This window comes from Gelidibacter sp., assembly GCF_035515035.1.
GTDB lineage: Bacteria > Bacteroidota > Bacteroidia > Flavobacteriales > Flavobacteriaceae > Gelidibacter.
In genome coordinates this window covers 14,787-34,859 of the sequence record NZ_DATJCA010000093.1, presented here as the reverse complement: position 1 = coordinate 34,859, position 20,073 = coordinate 14,787, and the positions used below count along the sequence as shown (strand labels likewise).

The 20,073-nt window shown below is 37.0% G+C and carries 22 protein-coding genes; 11 read left to right on the top strand and 11 right to left on the bottom strand.

The genetic code is table 11. The features are described from left to right. The gene (gene ctlX, locus VLZ86_RS07355; protein WP_325449980.1) at window positions 1-936 is read right to left on the bottom strand and encodes a citrulline utilization hydrolase CtlX; all 936 of its coding nucleotides are present in this window, start codon (window positions 934-936) and stop codon (window positions 1-3) included. Window positions 937-1,038: 102 nt separating this feature from the next. On the opposite strand from ctlX, the gene VLZ86_RS07350 reads away from it, so the two are divergent. Then, the gene (locus VLZ86_RS07350; RefSeq protein WP_325449979.1) at window positions 1,039-2,772 is read left to right on the top strand and encodes a M14 family metallopeptidase; all 1,734 of its coding nucleotides are present in this window, start codon (window positions 1,039-1,041) and stop codon (window positions 2,770-2,772) included. Between the two features lie 106 nt (window positions 2,773-2,878). On the opposite strand, the gene VLZ86_RS07345 is transcribed toward VLZ86_RS07350, so the two are convergent. Then, a complete protein-coding gene (locus tag VLZ86_RS07345) occupies window positions 2,879-3,460 on the bottom strand; it encodes an NUDIX hydrolase (protein ID WP_325449978.1) in 582 nt (193 codons plus the stop codon). A gap of 122 nt (window positions 3,461-3,582) precedes the next feature. Between VLZ86_RS07345 and pyrE the strand changes: the two genes are divergently transcribed. Further along, the gene (gene pyrE, locus VLZ86_RS07340) at window positions 3,583-4,227 is read left to right on the top strand and encodes an orotate phosphoribosyltransferase (RefSeq protein ID WP_325449977.1); all 645 of its coding nucleotides are present in this window, start codon (window positions 3,583-3,585) and stop codon (window positions 4,225-4,227) included. 122 nt (window positions 4,228-4,349) lie between these two features. After that, entirely contained in the window at window positions 4,350-4,745 is a 396-nt protein-coding gene (locus tag VLZ86_RS07335) for an SRPBCC family protein (RefSeq protein ID WP_325449976.1), read from the top strand. On the opposite strand, the gene VLZ86_RS07330 is transcribed toward VLZ86_RS07335, so the two are convergent. Further along, the gene (locus tag VLZ86_RS07330; protein WP_325449975.1) at window positions 4,742-5,473 is read right to left on the bottom strand and encodes a biotin--[acetyl-CoA-carboxylase] ligase; all 732 of its coding nucleotides are present in this window, start codon (window positions 5,471-5,473) and stop codon (window positions 4,742-4,744) included. The genes VLZ86_RS07335 and VLZ86_RS07330 overlap by 4 nt on opposite strands. Window positions 5,474-5,568: 95 nt before the next feature. Here VLZ86_RS07330 and rsfS point away from each other — a divergent pair, with 95 nt between their 5' ends. The 7 genes from rsfS (at window position 5,569) to VLZ86_RS07295 (ending at window position 11,076) form a co-directional block, all read left to right on the top strand. Continuing rightward, window positions 5,569-5,940: a ribosome silencing factor gene (rsfS, locus tag VLZ86_RS07325; protein WP_325449974.1), complete on the top strand. Its 372-nt coding sequence runs from the start codon at window positions 5,569-5,571 to the stop codon at window positions 5,938-5,940. A gap of 10 nt (window positions 5,941-5,950) precedes the next feature. Then, complete coding sequence (gene ftsH / locus VLZ86_RS07320; RefSeq protein WP_325449973.1) at window positions 5,951-7,969, top strand: ATP-dependent zinc metalloprotease FtsH; 2,019 nt, start codon at window positions 5,951-5,953, stop codon at window positions 7,967-7,969. A 109-nt stretch (window positions 7,970-8,078) separates the two neighbouring features. After that, window positions 8,079-8,684: an LUD domain-containing protein gene (locus VLZ86_RS07315; protein ID WP_325449972.1), complete on the top strand. Its 606-nt coding sequence runs from the start codon at window positions 8,079-8,081 to the stop codon at window positions 8,682-8,684. Window positions 8,685-8,763: 79 nt separating this feature from the next. Next, on the top strand, window positions 8,764-9,585 hold the full coding sequence (locus tag VLZ86_RS07310; protein ID WP_325449971.1) for a phosphatidate cytidylyltransferase: 822 nt from the start codon (window positions 8,764-8,766) through the stop codon (window positions 9,583-9,585). After that, the gene (locus VLZ86_RS07305; RefSeq protein ID WP_325449970.1) at window positions 9,575-10,228 is read left to right on the top strand and encodes a phosphatidylserine decarboxylase family protein; all 654 of its coding nucleotides are present in this window, start codon (window positions 9,575-9,577) and stop codon (window positions 10,226-10,228) included. The genes VLZ86_RS07310 and VLZ86_RS07305 overlap by 11 nt, the downstream gene beginning before the upstream one ends. Next, complete coding sequence (locus tag VLZ86_RS07300; RefSeq protein ID WP_325449969.1) at window positions 10,225-10,494, top strand: acyl-CoA-binding protein; 270 nt, start codon at window positions 10,225-10,227, stop codon at window positions 10,492-10,494. Before VLZ86_RS07305 ends, VLZ86_RS07300 begins: the two co-directional genes overlap by 4 nt. Before the next feature lie 162 nt (window positions 10,495-10,656). Beyond that, a complete protein-coding gene (locus VLZ86_RS07295; RefSeq protein WP_325449968.1) occupies window positions 10,657-11,076 on the top strand; it encodes a hypothetical protein in 420 nt (139 codons plus the stop codon). 37 nt (window positions 11,077-11,113) lie between these two features. Here the strand turns inward: VLZ86_RS07295 and VLZ86_RS07290 are convergent, their stop codons facing one another. Continuing rightward, window positions 11,114-12,028: a dimethylarginine dimethylaminohydrolase family protein gene (locus VLZ86_RS07290; protein ID WP_325449967.1), complete on the bottom strand. Its 915-nt coding sequence runs from the start codon at window positions 12,026-12,028 to the stop codon at window positions 11,114-11,116. A 64-nt stretch (window positions 12,029-12,092) separates the two neighbouring features. Beyond that, window positions 12,093-13,379, bottom strand: a complete 1,287-nt coding sequence (locus VLZ86_RS07285) for a citrate synthase (RefSeq protein WP_325449966.1) — start codon at window positions 13,377-13,379, stop codon at window positions 12,093-12,095. Window positions 13,380-13,630: 251 nt separating this feature from the next. On the opposite strand from VLZ86_RS07285, the gene VLZ86_RS07280 reads away from it, so the two are divergent. After that, window positions 13,631-14,383, top strand: a complete 753-nt coding sequence (locus tag VLZ86_RS07280; protein WP_325449965.1) for a DUF481 domain-containing protein — start codon at window positions 13,631-13,633, stop codon at window positions 14,381-14,383. A gap of 103 nt (window positions 14,384-14,486) precedes the next feature. Here VLZ86_RS07280 and eno read toward each other — a convergent pair whose 3' ends face one another. The 6 genes from eno to rpsK all read right to left on the bottom strand — a co-directional run bounded on the left by eno (window position 14,487) and on the right by rpsK (window position 20,058). Further along, window positions 14,487-15,782, bottom strand: a complete 1,296-nt coding sequence (eno, locus tag VLZ86_RS07275) for a phosphopyruvate hydratase (RefSeq protein ID WP_325449964.1) — start codon at window positions 15,780-15,782, stop codon at window positions 14,487-14,489. 205 nt (window positions 15,783-15,987) lie between these two features. Continuing rightward, the gene (carA, locus tag VLZ86_RS07270) at window positions 15,988-17,091 is read right to left on the bottom strand and encodes a glutamine-hydrolyzing carbamoyl-phosphate synthase small subunit (RefSeq protein ID WP_325449963.1); all 1,104 of its coding nucleotides are present in this window, start codon (window positions 17,089-17,091) and stop codon (window positions 15,988-15,990) included. A 165-nt stretch (window positions 17,092-17,256) separates the two neighbouring features. Next, entirely contained in the window at window positions 17,257-17,745 is a 489-nt protein-coding gene (gene rplQ / locus VLZ86_RS07265; protein WP_325449962.1) for a 50S ribosomal protein L17, read from the bottom strand. Window positions 17,746-17,874: 129 nt separating this feature from the next. Then, window positions 17,875-18,867, bottom strand: a complete 993-nt coding sequence (locus tag VLZ86_RS07260) for a DNA-directed RNA polymerase subunit alpha (RefSeq protein WP_325449961.1) — start codon at window positions 18,865-18,867, stop codon at window positions 17,875-17,877. 20 nt (window positions 18,868-18,887) lie between these two features. After that, window positions 18,888-19,493 (bottom strand): 30S ribosomal protein S4, encoded by a 606-nt coding sequence (gene rpsD, locus VLZ86_RS07255; RefSeq protein WP_325449960.1) that lies wholly within the window; start codon window positions 19,491-19,493, stop codon window positions 18,888-18,890. A gap of 175 nt (window positions 19,494-19,668) precedes the next feature. Further along, window positions 19,669-20,058, bottom strand: a complete 390-nt coding sequence (gene rpsK, locus VLZ86_RS07250; protein WP_325449959.1) for a 30S ribosomal protein S11 — start codon at window positions 20,056-20,058, stop codon at window positions 19,669-19,671. Window positions 20,059-20,073 lie beyond the last annotated feature (15 nt).

The window sequence follows — 20,073 nt, the reverse complement described above, 5'->3', positions numbered from 1 at the left end:
TCATTCCGCTTTCGGCAAAAACACCTCCGCCATCATACAACGAGCGCTGCCACCACCACAAGTTTCTATAGTTTCCAAATTACTGTACAACACCTCGCAATGCATGGACAGTTTTGCAATTTGTAAACTTGTTAAACTATCATGAGCCGCTTTGCTCATCACCAAATAACGTTTTTCACCAGCTCCCCTTACCTGCAACATATTTCCTGCAAAACTGTGCATTTGAGCTTCGGTAATTGCAATAACTTCCTTTCCGTCTTTTTTGAGATGGTCTACTATGTTTTTACGCTCTTTTTTGTCATCAATACTATCTAAACAAATGACGGCAAAAGTTTCCGCAATACACATCATGACGTTGGTGTGATAAATAGGCAAACGTTCATCATCCACCGTTTGATACGCAGTGAAAATGACTGGAAAATAATCAAAATCTTCGCAGAATTCGATAAACAATTCTTCATCTGCTCGGGGAGAGAGTGCACAATATGCCTTTTTATTAACCCGATCCATGATAATACTGCCGGTACCTTCCAAGAAGAAATGATCTTCTTCGGCACTGGTATAATCCATTATATTATCAATCCTGAAGCCTTCCTCCTCCAAACGATCGAGAAGCTCTTCACGTCGTTCCTTACGTCGGTTTTCAGCAAACATAGAATAGAGGGCCACGTCTCCGTTTTCATGAAAACTTACCCAGTTATTAGGGAATATCGAGTCTGGTGTGTCATTCAGCTTGTCATCATCTTCCACAATAATGTGAACACCAACGGCTCTGAGTTTTTCTACAAAGGCATCAAATTCGGCTTGAGCCTTTGCATTGATTTCAGAATTCTTTAGATCCAGGTCTTCCTGAAAATAATTATTGACCGCGGTTTGTTCATTCATCCTGAAATGTACGGGGCGAATCATTAAGATGGTATTTGTGGTTTGATGCATAGTGAAGTCGAATTTATGCGAACAAAATTAGTTTAAATTCATTAAATTTGGAAGCTTATGCACGTTTATATATGTGCAGATTTTAATCGCTAACCACTCTTGATGAAAACCATTTTTATTTTCCTTTTTATTAGTCTTTCTATTTTTGCCCAAGAAAAAAATCCATCAAAAGATTATATGACGGTCTTTGAAAAAAGTAACGGACTTGAAACTGGCACGTATCAGGAAGTGATTGACTTTTATCAACTCTTGGCAGACAACTATCCACAAATCAAACTGGACAGCATAGGCATGACCGATTCTGGCAAACCCTTACATTTAGTAACTTTCAATCCGGATAAAATTTTCGACTTTGAAATCGTCAGAAGAACGAAGCAGACGATGCTTATCAACAACGGCATCCATCCAGGAGAACCTGATGGCATTGATGCGACGATGCTGTTGTTCAGAGATCTTGCACAAGGTCTTATAGCAACGCCAAAACAGACTGTTTTAGTAACCATACCAATTTACAATGTTGGCGGAAGTTTAAATAGAAATTCTACCACACGTACCAACCAGATGGGACCTTTGGCATATGGTTTTAGAGGGAATGCCAAAAACTATGATTTGAACCGCGATTTTATAAAGGCAGACACCAAAAACGCACGTTCGTTTACTCAAATTTATCACTTAGTGCAACCTGCGGTTTTTATTGACAATCATGTAAGCAATGGCGCCGATTACCAATATACCTTGACTCACCTATTTACACAGCATAATAAACTTGGCGGCGATCTTGGCGCCTACCTACATCAGGAAATGATGCCAAGTTTGGAAGAAAAATTAGCCAACAAGAAATGGGACATTACACCATACGTGAATGTTTTTAATGAAGTACCTGAAGCAGGTTTTACTCAGTTTATGGACTCACCACGGTATTCTACAGGCTATGCGGCATTGTTCAACAGTTTAGGAATGATGGTGGAAACACACATGCTCAAACCTTACAAACCACGAGTGGAAGGCACTTACGAATTAATGAAAAGCATGTTGGACATCATGGAAAAAGACCATGATAAGATAAGGCAATTACGCAGTCATGCCATAAAGCATTTTCAAGCTACCAAAACCTATTCGTTAGAATGGACGGTGGACACTACAAAAACGACTACTTTGAAATTTAAAGGCTACGAAGGCAAAATGATTCCGAGTGAAATTACAGGTGGAAATCGTTTAAAATATGATAGAAGCAAACCGTTCACAAAAGACGTGGTCTATAAAAATTATTTCAAACCGAAAGTTGAAGTTTCCATACCAAAAGCATATATCATTCCGCAAGGTTGGTGGAACGTCATTGACTTATTAAAACTCAACCAAGTGGAAATGGAAGTTCTTAAAAATGATACCACCATTACCGTTGAAAGCTATAAAATTGATACCTACAAAACCAGAAGTCAAGCTTATGAAGGCCATTACCAACACTACAATACCAATGTGATTTCAACGCTCCAAGAAATGTCCTTCAAAAAAGGGGATTATTATATTTCTACTGATCAAGAAGCTTTTAGGTATTTATTGGAAACTTTAGAACCACAAGGACCTGATTCATTTTTTAACTGGAATTTCTTCGATACGATTCTACAACAAAAAGAAGGGTTCTCTCCATATGCATTTGAAGACATAGCAGAAGAATTATTGAAAACTAATGCTGAATTAAAACTGGAATTTGAAGCCAAAAGAAAATCAGAACCTGATTTTGCCAAAAGCTGGTATGCTCAATTGGATTGGTTGCACAAACACAGTCCATATTATGAATTGGCACATCTACAGTACCCGGTGTATAGAGTAAGGTAGTGTATTATGAAAAAATTGATAGAAGTCTGGTTAGAGCAGACTACAAAACAATAAGAAGATTAATCGTTGCTTTAGTCCAGTGCTTTTAAAAGTGCTCAAATTAAACTCAAACCAATAGCTTAATATTCGCATACGAATTTTCCATTGCCGTCTTAATCTGCTTGGGGTTCAACCATTCTACCTTAGTAATACCTTCGTCTAGCTGAGGTTCCAATTGGCCTTTATAAGATGAAGTCATTTCAAACCAATAGGTAATCTTAAGTTGGTGCCGTCCATTCCTTTTAAAAATATGATAGGTAGTCTCTAGAGGTTTGATTATTTTCAAACCGTTGACCTTGGTTTCTTCTTCAACTTCCCGTAAAGAAGTTTCTTCAATGCTCTCATCCCCTTCTATTTTCCCTTTGGGTAGATCCCATTTATCGTTTCTGTATATAAAAAGAATCTCGCCTTTATCGTTAAATACTTTACCGCCACCGGCGACCACATTGGGTAATTTTTTCAGAAAGGATTTTAAGAGTTTTTCCTCGTTTTTTCCAATGATGCGCACCCCTTCCAAGTTGGTAGAGTTGAGTTCTCTAATAACTTTGCCTATATTGACGGTACTCATTAAGTAATTTTTAAAATGTTTTTCCTTTTTGACTTTTGTGGTCAAAATAATAGGTTTGTCATTGACAAAAACTTTATACATCTTTTCTTTAATAAGTATTGAATTTGTAAAAATATAATAATTTGATTCACAGCAATGTTTTTGAAAAAATTTTTCAGTAAATTTTTAAATTTAAAATCTATAAAATTGTTTAATTTTGCGCCATGATTCTCAACAAACAAACCGCTAAGAAAACGGCTGAACTGCTATTACAGATTCACGCCATTAAATTACAGCCCAACGATCCCTTTACGTGGGCTTCTGGCTGGAAGTCGCCCATTTACTGTGACAACCGCATTGTTCTCTCCTATCCACCTATCCGGAACTTCGTCCGGGAAACCATGGCCAAACATATTGAACAGCAATATGGAAAACCAGACGTTATTGCAGGTGTAGCAACTGGCGCCATAGGAATAGGTGTTTTGGTAGCTGAATATTTGGGATTGCCATTTGTGTACGTCAGACCTGAAGCAAAAGGTCATGGACGTCAAAATCAAATTGAAGGCCATATTGAAAAAGGTCAGAGCGTTGTGGTAGTGGAAGATTTGATCAGTACAGGAAACAGCAGCCTCAATGCCGTAAAAGCCCTTGAAGAGGTTGGTGTTAATGTGAAAGGAATGGTGGCAATTTTCTCTTATGGATTTGAAATTGCCAACAACAATTTTAAAGAAGCTGATGTTACCTTACAAACCTTAAGCAACTATGAATGTCTTTTGGAACAAGCCTTAGATACCAAATATATAACCCCAAAAGAGCAAGAAGTTTTAGCTGATTGGAATGCCAATCCGAGCGAATGGAATGCTTCTTGATTTAGATTTGAAGTCGTAAAGCTGTTTAGCGAGAAATGGTTTAACATAACTAAACGACCTAACAGCAAAAATATAAATGTCCTTCCATAGCTGTAGCGTAGATGGATTAAAAAAATATAAAAATGAATTTAGAATCACCAAAAGTAAGCCTCGAAAAAAGTCCACAAGAAGTGTTTGACTTCCTATCGGATGTTAAGAATTTCGAGCAATTAATGCCTGATAACATCAGTAAATTTGAAGTGTTAGGCGACGATAAATTTTTATTCGCATTAAAAGGAATGCCTGAGATTGTATTGAAGAAAAAGGAAAGTATCGCGCCCAATAAAATCGTACTTGGCGCCGCAGGTGGAAAATTAGATTTTTCGTTGGTTGGCAATATTCAGGAAACAGGAACCAATCAAAGTGATGTTCAATTGACCTTTGAAGGCGATTTCAATCCTATGATGGCCATGATGATTAAAGGACCAATTTCAAAATTCATTGAAACATTGGTAAAAAACATGAGTAAAGCTGTTTAGTATAACAAGACTACTTCTTTAAAATCAAAACTTCTTATAATGTTGTTCTCCACTTTGACTAATAATTGGCCAAAATCTGAAATTCCAACAATATAACCCGAAAATATAGAACCTTCAGCATCTTTAAATGTTGAAGGTTTATTTTTTCTAAACAGATGCGATTCGTATCGCGCTTTTAAAGTATTAAATTTTTTTTCTTTCAAATAATTAAAATGGAGGTCTATCTGTTTTAAAATAATGTTCAAAACTTCGTCCAAATCATTGACTTGGCCAGAAAGCAGAAGCAAAGACGACGCTGCTGGCAAATCCATAAAATCAGTTTGATTGACATTGAGCCCTATTCCAATAACGGATCCTGAAATAACATTCAATTTGATGACATTCTCAATTAGAATTCCTGCAATCTTTTTATCGTCTGACAAAATGTCGTTGGGCCATTTCACCTTTATTTTTGTTATTCCTAAGCTTTTTACGGCTTCATAGACGGCCAAGGAAACGGCCATGCTGATATAAAAATGCTGTTTAATGTTAAGAAATGAAACATCTTTGAACACACTAAAGGTAAGGTTCTTCGCCTCTTGAGAGCTCCATACCGTGCCCATTTGACCTCTCCCATTGGTCTGAAAATCAGTCACGACCGCTAACCCATCTTCAGCATTCCCACCACCACTAAGCGTTTTTAAATAAGTGTTGGTCGAGTCAATGGCATCAAGTTTGATTATACGCATGTGCAAGCTTCAATAAATTATAATTTTCTTATGAGATTATAAGGCTTAAAAGAATTAAAAAAAGCAATAACTTTGCACAAATTTAAAATAAATTAATGGCGAAAGAAAATAAAAACTCAGATGAACTGATTTCCACTATCTTAGAAGGTATTGAAGACGTCAAAGGAAAAGATATAAAAATTCTCGATTTACGGGACATTGAAAATACGGTTTGTGATTATTTCATTATTTGTGAAGGAAATTCAAATACACAGGTTAACGCCATTGTGGGTGCCGTTCAAAAGAAAGTCAGCAAAACACTTAAAGATCATCCTTGGCATATTGAAGGGAGTGAGAATGCAGAATGGGTTTTAATGGATTATGTCAATGTGGTGGTACACGTATTTCAAAAGCATATTAGACAATACTACGATATAGAAGGCCTTTGGGGCGACGCAAAAACAACCATTATAGAAACCAGTTACTAAAAAGAGATTAATGTCAAAAGAAAATAAAAACTTAAACAAAAAACCAAAATTAAGTCCTTATTGGATCTACGGGATGGTGATAGCTGCTTTTTTAGCGGTTCAGATATTCTCCGGTGGTTTTGGTGGACAGGATGCTAAAAGTACAACCCCTGCTCAGTTTTTTGAATATTTAAAAAATGGTGATGTAGCCAAAGTTGAAATCGTCAACAACAGAGAGGCCAAGGTCTATATGACAGACGCAGCTTTAAAGACAGAAACCCATAAAGGCACAAAACCTACTAACTTTTTACCTTCTGTGACTCCGAGTCCGAATTACAAGTTCGAATTTGGAGATCTAGCACTTTTTCAAGAAGAAATCAGAAATGTTATTAAGGAAAACAATCTCAGCAATACCGAAGTTACTTTTGAAACGGAGCACAACGTATGGGGAGATTTCCTATTAGGCCTCCTACCATTTGTACTGATTATCGGGGTTTGGATCTTTATCATGAGACGTATGTCTGGTGGTGCTGGCGGTGGTGCCGGTGGTCAGATTTTCAATATCGGGAAATCCAAAGCTAAATTGTTTGATGAAAACACTGATGTCAAGACCTCTTTTAAAGATGTTGCCGGTTTGGAAGGTGCCAAAGAAGAAGTACAAGAAATTGTTGATTTCCTAAAAACACCAGAAAAATATACGTCTTTAGGTGGTAAGATCCCAAAGGGAGCGCTCCTAGTAGGACCTCCAGGAACAGGTAAAACCTTATTGGCGAAAGCCGTAGCAGGAGAAGCCAAAGTACCGTTCTTCTCGTTATCTGGTTCAGATTTCGTAGAAATGTTTGTAGGTGTTGGAGCTTCAAGGGTGAGAGATTTGTTTAAACAAGCCAAAGAAAAATCGCCTTCTATCATTTTTATCGACGAGATTGATGCCATTGGACGTGCCAGAGGCAAAAATGCCATGTCAGGTTCTAATGACGAGCGTGAAAACACACTGAATCAACTATTGACGGAAATGGATGGTTTTGGCACCAATACCAACGTTATTGTTCTTGCTGCAACCAATAGAGCTGATATTTTAGATAAGGCGCTAATGCGTGCTGGTAGATTTGACAGACAAATTTTTGTAGACCTTCCAGATATCGTAGAACGTAAGGAAATTTTTGAGGTGCATTTAAGACCAATCAAAAAAGGTGAAGATTTAGATATCGATTTTCTTGCGAGACAAACTCCGGGATTCTCTGGCGCAGACATTGCCAACGTATGTAACGAAGCCGCTTTGATTGCTGCCCGTAAAGGTAAAAAGGCAGTAAACAAACAAGATTTCTTGGATGCTGTGGATAGAATTATTGGCGGTCTTGAAAAGAAAAATAAAATTATCACTCCAGATGAGAAACGTGCGGTTGCGTTCCATGAAGCTGGACACGCTACTATAAGCTGGATGTTGGAACATGCTGCTCCTTTAGTTAAAGTAACCATTGTACCTAGAGGACGTTCTTTAGGTGCCGCTTGGTATTTGCCAGAAGAGCGCCTGATTGTAAGAACAGAGCAAATGTTGGACGAAATGTGTGCTGCCCTTGGGGGTCGTGCTGCCGAGAAGGTTATTTTTGATAAGATATCAACGGGTGCTTTGAGCGATTTGGAAAAAGTTACAAAACAAGCACGCGCTATGGTAACTGTATATGGATTGAGTGACAAAGTAGGTAATATAACTTATTACGATTCCTCAGGACAATCTGAATACGGTTTCACCAAACCTTATAGTGAGCAAACTGCAGAGTTGATTGATAAAGAAATCTCTGAAATTATTGAAACGCAGTACTTGCGTGCCATTAAGATCTTGGAAGAGAATAAAGATAAATTAACCGAACTAGCGGAAGAATTACTCGAAAAAGAAGTGATTTTTAAAGATAATCTCGAGCGTATTTTTGGTACACGCCCATATGAAAAAGACGTCCTGGAACGTGCGAAAAATGTAGAACAACCAACTCCTGAAATTAAGAATGTTGAAGTACCGGTTGAGGATGTCAAAAAAGATGAGCCGTTAATTTAGAGAATCTATTTCAAATTCATATAAAAAACTTAAATTAATCTAATGTTAATTTAAGTTTTTTTATATTTGAGCTAATCATTAGTAAAATCAGGTTAATAGCAACCCATACATGAGTCTATTTCGTAAAATTTTCGGCTTAAGAAACACGCCAGAAGATCACATACAAAGCGAAGAGAGAGGCAAGTACATGCCTGAAATCAAGCTGCCTATAGACGAGAAATTTACTATAAATTTTAAAGCTAATGGGGGCAAATTTCTCTATTGTGAAAACATGGAAGAAATCTATAAAACCTTTAAAAACATTCTTCATGAAAATAACTGGGAAGGCAATAGTGTTTTTCTTTTAGACTCACGACTGAAGGACTTATTTAAAGATTTTGATCTTAAAGCTACAAGGAACCCATCTGAAAGTGACTACTTTCTTTCAACCTGCGAATACTTGATTGCAGATGATGGCTCCCTATTGATCTCTAGTAATCAAATTGCAGAGAAGCAACTACGAGACTTACCCCCAAATTTTGTAATCTATGCAACAACAAGTCAGTTTGTAGAGAATATTGGCGAAGGACTTAGAGGCATTAAAAATAAAAATAGAGATAAAATTCCTACCAACATCACCACTATCAAACATTTCAAAGCCATAGAAGATAAAAACTTTCTTAGTTATGGAAGTAGCTCAAAAAACCTATATTTGCTGCTACTTGAAGATCTATAACAAACCTTTACTTTATTCTATGTTCAGAAGTTTATTTAAAATCCCTCATCTGATTTTAAAAACCCAATAAAACCCACAGATGAACGAACTTAGCACAAGAGCCGTTTCTGGCGCTATCTACATTTCATTACTTATACTATCCATTTACTGGCAATATATGTTGGTGGTTCTTTTTTTTGCGTTTGGGCTTATTTGTATGGCCGAGTTCAAAAAACTTATCCAATTAGAAAGCAAGGCACCTTATATTGTGTTCACGGTAATGTATTTGGCTTTTAGCATTTGGGCGGTCATTCCTGAAACGGATTTGGGCTTCAACGAAACCATAAAAATCCTTCATGTCCTCACCATTTTTGTACAGCTTTTTTTAATCAAGGACTTATTTTCTGAAAAAACAATTCCATTGTTTGAATCCAAACGGTATATACTCACGACATTTTATCTCACCAGTGCATTTATCTTTTTAATTTTGATTGCCAATAATGACAAAGAGTTTACACCCATGTTATTGTTAGGTGCATTTATTTTGATTTGGGTGAACGATACAGGAGCTTATTTTGTAGGTAAAAATTTCGGAAAACAGAAACTGTTCCCAAGCGTTTCTCCAAAGAAAACTATGGAAGGATTTTTGGGAGGCCTATTTTTTGCTTGTGTGGCCAGTTATTTTATTGCTACATTTACAGGCACATTAAATTTTACACACTGGCTCATCTTGAGTATCATTGCGAGCGTTTTTGGAACCCTTGGCGATTTAATAGAGTCTAAGTTCAAAAGACAGGCTGGTGTTAAGGACAGCGGTGTCATCATGCCAGGGCATGGCGGTTTGTTAGATCGGCTGGATAGTATTATTTTTGCTGCTCCATTTTTTTATTTATTTTTAAGATTGTTCCCCTATGTTACATAAAGAAGGCCATAAAATAGTGATGATTACCATCGCAGTGGTGGTGATAGCCATCATGAGCATTGATTACTTTGTCACGATATTTTGGCTAAGAACGAGTTTGATGCTAGTGGTCATCGCATTTTTCCTGATAATTCTTCAGTTTTTCAGAAATCCAAAGCGAATTGGACAGCTTCACGACCATCATGTTTTATCGCCAGTAGATGGTAAGGTTGTGGTGATTGAAGAGGTTTTTGAGAAAGAATTTTTTAAGGACAAACGCATCCAAGTGTCCATCTTTATGTCGCCCATAAACGTACACGTGACACGTTATCCCATAGGAGGGAAAGTAGTCTTCAGCAAATACCATCCCGGAAAATTCCTGGTGGCATGGCATCCAAAAGCCAGTGAAGAAAATGAGCGTACTACGGTAGTCGTGGAAAATAAATTTCTCGGTCAAGTTCTATATCGTCAAATTGCGGGAGCGTTGGCAAAACGTATTGTCAACTACGCCCAAGTTGATAACGAAGTGCAACAAGGAGCCGATTCTGGATTTATTAAATTTGGTTCGAGAGTAGATTTGTTTTTACCTTTGGATGCGGATATAAAAGTGACACTTAACCAAAAAGTAAAAGGTGGCATGAGCGTAATTGCAGAAACAAAATGACTCCAGAAGATAGTTTAGATATTGAATTTAATGAGGCGGTAGAACGCATCAACAGCTACACAGAACCCTTTCCTGCCGATCTGTTACTTCGCCTTTACGCCTATTACAAAAAGGCAACCAATAACTACAAGACCCCTAAAGGCAAAAAACCAATTATTACTGCTTTTAAGACCAATGCCCTTTTTCAGGTAAAAAGTGTGACGCCGGACGAGGCGAAACGCATTTATATTGACTTGGTCAATCATTATTTCTTATACGGAAAATAGACGGATTTCTTTCCGAAATATTTCCATCTCACTATTGCTTATCGTATTTTATTGAATATATTTATTGTGTTCGAATTACGAGTTATTTGGATTGGTGACCATATCCCTTTACATTACTAAACAAAAGAGAATTTTTAACTATTCATTCCAGACGCTAACACCATGGCTTCTAAAACACTTTTAAAAAAAGATTATATCTTAGTGCTCCTACAGAGTGTGATGCATTTTTTAACCATAAAAAACGTTATTCCCGCAGTTGTCTTCTTGGTCATTGCAGTGTTGGTTAGCATCTATTTTTTTCCTGTAAAGCTATTTTTAAGAAACGAGTTTTTAAGTGAGTCTAATAAGAAGAAAGTTGTATTGGCACTTTCGTATTTTGTTATCAGCAATATTATCATCTTAACCGCTTTGACAGTCTACCTAGATAGCAAAGGCTTTCTGCACACTGCACTTCTCATATATAGCATAATAAATTTGGCTTTTTTACTGTACTTTCACTTTAAGGAAAACATGCGCTACAACTTTATATTAGCTTTTTGTGTCGTTATTTTAACCTCGGGTGTCGTTGGCTTGCAGTATTAATTTTTAAAATCTTTTATGTTCCATCTTAAAAGCGTCTTTAATCCCTAATCAGAGGCATCGTACTGCATCTCAACAGGCCTTCCTGCTTGGATATTTCGGCATAAGGCACTTCTTCCACAGTCACCCCATTAGAACGAAGCCAATCATTCAAACGAGTGAAATTCCGCTCAGAAATGACCACATCTTCTGAAATAGAGAACACATTACTATACATATGGTACATTTCCTCACGTGTAATATGGAATAGATTTTCTTTTCCAAACAAATTGACCAAATACATATAGTCACTTTCTTCCCTAAAACCACTTTTATAGATTATGCCCTTATCTTTTCCAACAGGTTGAAAACAACAGTCTAAATGCAAGGCATTATCTCGGGGTTCTATTCTTGATTTCACCAAATCAAACTCTTTGACAATCTTATTGGGGAACATGTCCTTAATAAAGTTAACTCCCTCCATATTCGTTCGTGCGGTAATATAATCGCTATAATCACTGCCTTTGTAGGTCCCAATAAAGATATGGTCGTCCCAGAGCATCACGTCGCCCCCTTCAATATGGACTTCTTCGGGAGGACTAACTACTTTTGCAGGGTCTATTTGATTAATGACATACTGAATGGCATCCAACTCCTGTTCTCGATCGGGAAGAATATTGGCCTTAATGAAAATGTCGTCAATTACGAAAGCAATATCTCGTGCAAAAATCTGATTAAAATCGGTGATCAGTTCAGGACGATAAACCTTAACCTCATATTTTTCAAATATTTTAGCAACAGCTTCCATTTCAAGTACCATATCCGATTCAACAGGATAGGTCCCGGCCTTAATATGTTCCAATGATTTTGGGTCATAAGCATCTTCTGCTTTGGGCGTTGGACCATTACTGATGGCGGTTCCCAAAACAACTGCCCTTAGCCTAGATGTCTCATTTTTAATATTCAATTTTAACATGCTGTAAAGTATAAAAAAAGCTCCATTTGAAAAAATGAAGCTTTAATGCGTTTATAGATTTCTTTTATCGTTTATCTAATGTTTTAAAGGACCTTAAAGTTTCACCAATATAAACTTGTCTAGGTCTCCCTATAGGTTCTTTGTTCAATCTCATTTCTCTCCATTGTGCAATCCACCCCGGTAGTCGTCCTAAAGCAAACATCACCGTAAACATATCTGTTGGGATGCCCATGGCTCTATAAATTATTCCGGAATAGAAATCGACATTGGGATAAAGTTTACGCTCCACAAAATAAGGATCTTTCAAGGCTTCTTTTTCCAAAGCTTTGGCAATCTCTAAAATTTTGTCCGCTACACCTAAATCATTCAAGACTTCATCCGCTGCTTTTTTAATGATTTTAGCTCTTGGATCAAAGTTCTTATACACACGATGTCCAAAGCCCATCAAACGGAATGGATCTTCTCTATCTTTTGCTTTAGCCATATACTTATCGGTATCGCCACCATCAAGATTGATAGCTTCCAACATTTCCAATACGGCTTGATTGGCACCACCATGAAGTGGACCCCAAAGCGCAGAAATACCTGTAGATAGAGACGCAAATAACCCTACGTGAGATGAACCAGCAATTCTTACCGTAGAAGTAGAACAGTTTTGCTCATGATCAGCATGAAGGATCAACAATTTATCCAGAGCATTTAAAATGATTGGATTGATTTTATATTCTTCATTAGGTTGTTTGAACATCATTTTAAGGATGTTCTCAACATAACCCAGATTTTTATCGCCATAATCTAATGGCAATCCGTTCTTTTTACGGAAGGTCCAAGCTACTAATACAGGGAATTTACCCAATATCTTGCAAATGGCTTTGTACATATCCTCTTCAGAATCAACATTTACTGAAGATGGGTTGAATGCAGTTAGTGCACTGGTAAGCGACGCAAGAACACCCATGGGATGTGCAGATTTAGGGAACGCATCTACTATTTTGCGAATATCCTCATCAACAACAGATTGTGCCTTGATGTCTGCATGAAATTTATCCAACTCCACTTTGGTTGGTAATTCTCCAAAAATCAAAAGGAAAGCCACTTCGAGAAAATCTGCTTTTTCAGCCAATTCCTCAATAGAATATCCACGATACCTTAAGATGCCTTTTTCGCCATCCAAAAATGTGATGGCACTTTCGCAAGAACCCGTATTTTTATAACCTGGATCAAGCGTAATAACACTATCTGTGGTACTTCTTAAATTACTGATATCGATGGCAACCTCATTTTCGGTGCCGACAATTAATGGAAATTCGTATTTCTTACCGTGTATTTCTAACGTAGCTTTATCTGACATATGGATTTATAAGTTTTATATGAGTTTTTATTTGATGGATGTTACGAAATTACAAAATATATCACGATATATAAAGCAACTTAACAAGCATTTTAACAATCCTAATATTAATAAAAACTATGCAAAACATTGGTTATGTTAGACTGTTATTGACTAGGTTTTTTAATTTTGCCTATCAAAGAATGATAGTAAAAACTGCTCAGTTTTACCTGAGAAAAAGTAAAATTATTATTTGAATAAAATCGATTTCTATGAGACTAATTAATTGTTTGCTATTTTTAATAGTTTGCAGTTATTCACAAGCACAAGTGATTAATGTAGAAACCTTGAGAAAAAAAACCGATTCTGCAAAATGGACTGGATCTGTGAGTCTGGATGGAAGCTTCATCAAAAATAAAAACAACATTTTTAAAATTGCGACGAAAGCGGATATTCAATTTAACAACAAGAAGGAATTGTGGCTTTTTGTCAACGATTTAAAATTTGAAAAAGCAGCAGGCGAATCTTTCGTTAATAAAGGCACCCAGCATTTGCGCTATAATCATAAGATCACAGAAAAAATTAAAATGGAAGGTTTTGTGCAAGCACAATACGATGCCATCTCCGAAATAGACTTTAGAGGATTGATTGGTGCTGGACCGCGATTCAAACTGACCTCCCATGAGGACTACCGGTTTTATTTGGGGACATTAATTATGTATGAACATGAAAAAGCCTCAGATATTGCAATAGATAGAATCCACAAAGACTTCCGCGGAAGTACGTATTTATCATTCAGCCTCTACCCCACAGAAACTATCGGCATCATTAGCACCAGTTATTACCAGCCCAGATTGGATAAACTAAAGGATTATAGATTATCAAGTACCACAAGTGTGCTATTCAAGATTTGGGAAAATCTTGCCTTCAAAACTTCATTTATATACAATTTTGATGCGTACCCAGTGGTCACGATACCAAAATCCCAATACGAACTATCAAATGGGCTTTTGTATTCATTTTAAAATCTGACTTTTTTTTAAATGATGAAAACCACGTTATAGAAGTTCAATAAAAAACCCAAACAGATGAACGTTTGGGCTTTTTAATAAACATTTTTATTTAAAGTTATTTCTTGATCTTAAATGCCTTTTCATTTGGGAAATATGCCACCTTCTCGAGCTCTTCCTCAATACGCAACAACTGATTGTATTTTGCCATACGATCACTGCGAGAAGCTGAACCCGTTTTAATTTGTCCACAGTTTAATGCCACTGCTAGGTCGGCAATAGTGTAATCTTCGGTTTCACCTGATCTATGTGACATGACCGAAGTATAGCCGGCATTATGGGCCATATTAACCGCAGCGATAGTTTCTGTCAAGGTTCCAATTTGGTTGACCTTAATAAGAATTGAATTGGCAATACCGTTTTCAATACCTCTTGATAAACGTTCTACATTGGTCACAAACAAATCGTCACCTACCAATTGTACTTTTTTACCAATTTTTTCAGTTAAATATTTCCAACCATCCCAGTCATTTTCGTCCATCCCATCTTCAATGGAGATAATTGGATATTTAGACGCTAATTCTGCCAAATAATCAGCTTGTTCTGTACTCGTTCTTACTTTTCCTGACTCCCCTTCATACTTGCTGTAATCATATTTGCCATCTACATAAAATTCTGCCGCGGCACAATCTAGAGCAATCATGACATCGTCACCAAAAGTATAACCCGCTTTTTCAACGGCGGTTTTGATGGTATCCAAAGCATCTTCAGTACCTCCTGCCAAGTTTGGCGCAAATCCGCCTTCATCGCCTACAGCAGTACTTAAACCTCTACTGTGCAGGACCTCTTTGAGGTTATGGAAAATCTCTGTTCCCATTTGCATGGCATGAGTGAAATTTTTAGCTTTTACAGGAATGATCATAAACTCCTGAAAAGCGATAGGTGCATCAGAATGTGATCCACCGTTGATGATGTTCATCATTGGTAAAGGAAGCGTGTTAGCTGATACACCGCCCACATATCTGTACAAAGGCATACCCAACTCCCCTGCTGCCGCTTTAGCAACCGCTAAGGAAACACCTAATATAGCATTGGCACCCAATTTTGATTTGTTCTTGGTACCGTCCAAATCAATCATCATCTGGTCCACTTTATTCTGTTCAAAGACTGAAGTTCCCAAAAGTTCCTGAGCAATAATCGCATTGACATTATCAACCGCTTTAAGCACGCCCTTACCCATGTAATCCTTTCCGCCATCTCTAAGCTCTACAGCTTCATGTTCTCCTGTAGAAGCTCCAGAAGGTACCGCAGCGCGTCCCATAATGCCGTTTTCTGTAACGACATCTACTTCAACCGTTGGATTGCCTCGTGAATCAAAAATTTGTCTTGCATGAATGTTGATGATGATACTCATTGTTATATGTTTTAATGTTATGGTTATTTTCTTATGATGAAACACAGAAAAGCCATAGCTTATCGATGCTTTCACCTTAGTGCTAATTTACGAAATAGTTCGCCCAAATTTCCGCATCACCTTCAGAATTACATTTAAAAACTGCGATAATGATTGCGTTATAAGAAAACCTCAAAAAAGCCGATGGTTTCTTGAGGTTTTAATACTATTTGTTTTTGATGTTTTCTATAAATTGATCAAACAGGTAGTTTGCATCATTAGGTCCAGGACTTGCTTCTGGATGGTATTGTACTGAGAATACATTCTTTGATTTCATTCGGAGGCCTGCCACGGTTTGATCGTTTAAATGAACATGTGTAATTTCAATGTCAGGATGATTTTCAGTTTCTTCCCTGTTGATGGCAAAGCCATGGTTTTGAGAAGTGATTTCTCCTTTTCCCGTAATAAGATTCTTTACCGGATGATTGATGCCTCTATGGCCATTATTCATTTTATAGGTGGATATCCCATTGGCCAATGCAATAATTTGATGCCCAAGACAGATTCCAAAAAGTGGACGGTTTTGCTTGATGATCTCTTTGGTTAAAGTGATGGCACCTTCTAGTGGCTCAGGATCTCCAGGGCCATTAGAAATAAAAAATCCGTCTGGCTTAAAAGCATCCATTTGCTCAAAAGTGGCATCGTATGGAAATACCTTAATATACACATCCTTTTTGGCCAAATTGCGAAGAATATTCCTTTTGATTCCTAAATCTAGTGCAGCAATCCGGTAGGTTGCGTTTTCATCACCCACAAAATAAGGCTCTTTCGTACTTACTTTTGAAGCCAATTCCAGCCCCTTCATGTCAGGAACTTCAGCTAATTGTTTTTTCAGACCTTCAATGTTATCGACTTCCGTGGAAATGACCGCATTCATGGCGCCGTGGTCTCTAATATAACTTACTAAAGCACGCGTATCAACGTCAGAAATCGCAAATAGATTATACTTGTCTAAGAACTCTTCCAAAGAAGCGTCTGCAGCTGGTCTTGAATAATTGAAGCTAAAATTCTTGCAAATCAATCCGGCAATCTGAATGGCATCAGATTCAATTTCATCCTTATGCGTGCCATAACTACCTAAATGGGCAGTAGTAGCCACCATAAGCTGTCCAAAATAAGAAGGATCTGTAATCACCTCTTGATAACCAGTGGCGCCAGTATTAAAGCATACTTCTCCAAAGGCCGAACCTGTCTTTCCTATTGTTTTACCGTGGAAAATGGTGCCATCTGCAAGAAGAATGATGGCTTTTTGTCTTTTGTTATATTTCAAAATAAAAAATATTACTTGATTAATTGATTAGACCTACGAGGTTTTAAAGACCTTTTGAGGGCGATTTGAAAATCTTGCAGATCATTCAAAAGTGCTGCAAAATTGCATAAAAAAAAGGATAAACTAAAACGTTTATCCTTTTTTATATTTATAAATGTATACCATTTATTCTTCTTCCTCGTTGGTTGATTTATCTTTAACAACTGGAGCAACAGGTGCTGCAGGCGTATCAGATTTTTTAGAACGACCTCTACGGGTTGATTTTTTCTTAGGTTGCTTATCTACATTATAGATTTCGTTGAAATCTACCAATTCGATCATGGCCATATCAGCATTATCACCTAAACGATTTCCTAATTTGATGATACGTGTGTATCCTCCTGGACGATCGCCTACTTTTGGTGCAACATCTCTGAACAATTCCGCTACTACCTCTTTTTGTCTTAGTCTACTGTACACAATACGTCTGTTATGCGTAGTGTCTTCTTTGGACTTTGTAATCATTGGCTCAACAAATTGTTTTAAAGCTTTTGCTTTTGCAACTGTAGTGTTGATACGTTTGTGTTCTATTAAAGAACAAGCCATATTTGCCAACATTGCATTTCTGTGTGCGGTTTTACGACCTAAATGGTTTCCTTTTTTTCCGTGTCTCATGACATTTGTTTATAACCTTCATCTTGCTTCAACCCTTTTTGAGGAGCAAATTATGAAGCGATTAATTAGTGTTTGATGAACAATTTACGATCCCTTTAACCAGGAATCGTAAATCGTAAATCTGATTTGTTAGTCTTTATCTAATTTGTATTTGCTTAAATCCATTCCGAAGTTTAAACCTTTCCCACCCACTAGTTCTTCTAGTTCAGTTAAAGATTTCTTTCCGAAGTTTCTGAATTTCATCAAATCGTTTTTATTGTAAGCCACTAAATCTCCCAAACTATCTACTTCTGCAGCTTTCAGACAATTAAGTGCACGTACGGACAGGTCTAGATCAACCAATTTGGTCTTCAATAGTTGTCTCATGTGAAGTGATTCTTCATCATAAGTTTCTGTTTGTGCAATTTCATCCGCTTCCAATGTGATACGCTCATCAGAGAATAGCATGAAGTGATGGATTAAAATCTTTGCTGCTTCAGTCAATGCATCCTTAGGATTGATTGATCCGTCAGTAATAATTTCGAAAATTAGTTTTTCGTAATCTGTTTTTTGCTCAACACGGAAGTTTTCAACTGCGTATTTCACATTATTTATTGGCGTAAAGATTGAATCTGTAAAGATCGTTCCAATTGGTGCAGATGCTTTCTTATTCTCTTCTGCAGGAACATATCCTCTACCCTTTTCAATAGTCAGCTCCATGTTGATGCTCACTTTTGAATCTAAGTTACAGATGACCAAATCTTTGTTCAACACCTGGAATCCTGAGATGAATTTTTGAAAATCACCAGCAGTAATTTGTTCTTGTCCGGAAATTGAAATGGTAACGGTTTCGTTATCAATTTCATCAATTTGACGCTTAAAGTTAATTTGCTTTAAGTTCAAAATAATTTCAGTAACATCTTCAACTATGCCAGCAATTGTAGAAAATTCGTGATCAACACCTTCAATTCTAACAGATGTAATAGCAAACCCTTCCAAAGAAGATAACAAAACTCTTCTTAAAGCATTACCTACTGTTAATCCATAGCCAGGCTCTAAAGGTCTAAATTCAAACTTCCCTTCAAAAGGAGTTGAATCAATCATAATGACTTTGTCGGGCTTTTGAAAATTTAATATTGCCATAGTGCGTTTTGTATCAGTTATTATTTAGAGTATAATTCAACGATAAATTGTTCGTTGATATTTTCTGGAATTTGTACTCTTTCAGGAATTGAAACATAAGTTCCTTGCTTGGTTTCATTGTTCCATGTCATCCACTCATACACAGTGCTAGCGTTAGCCAATGAATTTTGAATGACTTCAAGAGATTTTGATTTTTCTCTTACAGCAATCACATCACCAGGTTTTAATTGGTATGAAGGAATGTTTACGACATCTCCGTTGACCGTAATATGTCTGTGAGAGACCAATTGGCGCGCACCACTACGTGAAGGCGACAATCCCAATCTGAAAACCACGTTATCCAAACGAGATTCACATAATTGCAGCAACAACTCACCAGTAATTCCACGTGCGGCAGTTGCTTTTTTAAACATGTTTCTGAATTGCTTTTCTAAAATACCGTAAGTATATTTAGCTTTTTGCTTTTCCATTAACTGAATAGAGTATTCAGATTTTTTTCCACGACGCTTGTTTGCTCCGTGTTGACCTGGAGGATAGTTTCTTTTTTCAAAAGCTTTATCATCTCCAAAAATAGCTTCACCGAATTTTCGGGCTATTTTAGTTTTAGGACCAGTATATCTTGCCATTTCTTAATTTAAATTATGAGAGTGCTTATGAATTAAGGTCTTAATCTATCCTTCGATAAACAGTAATCTCTCGTTGATACTTGATTGTTAATTTTTTTCAGTTTGCAAATTTACACATAAAAAACTAATATCAACCACATTATGTGATTGATATTAATTCTATATCGCGTATAAATTATACTCGTCTACGTTTTGGAGGACGACATCCGTTGTGCGGCATAGGGGTAACATCAATAATTTCTGTTACTTCAATACCTGCATTATGGATAGAACGGATAGCAGATTCCCTTCCGTTACCTGGTCCTTTAACATAAACTTTCACTTTCTTTAGACCAGCTTCTTTTGCTACACCTGCAGCATCTTCAGCGGCAACTTGAGCGGCATATGGAGTGTTCTTTTTAGAACCTCTAAAACCCATTTTACCAGCTGATGACCAAGAAATCACGTCACCTTTTTTGTTTGTCAAAGAAACGATAATATTGTTAAAAGAAGCGGCAATGTGTGCCTCTCCGTTTGCTTCAACAATAACCTTACGTTTTTTAACCTTAGTACTTGACTTTGCCATAATTTTTAGTTTCTA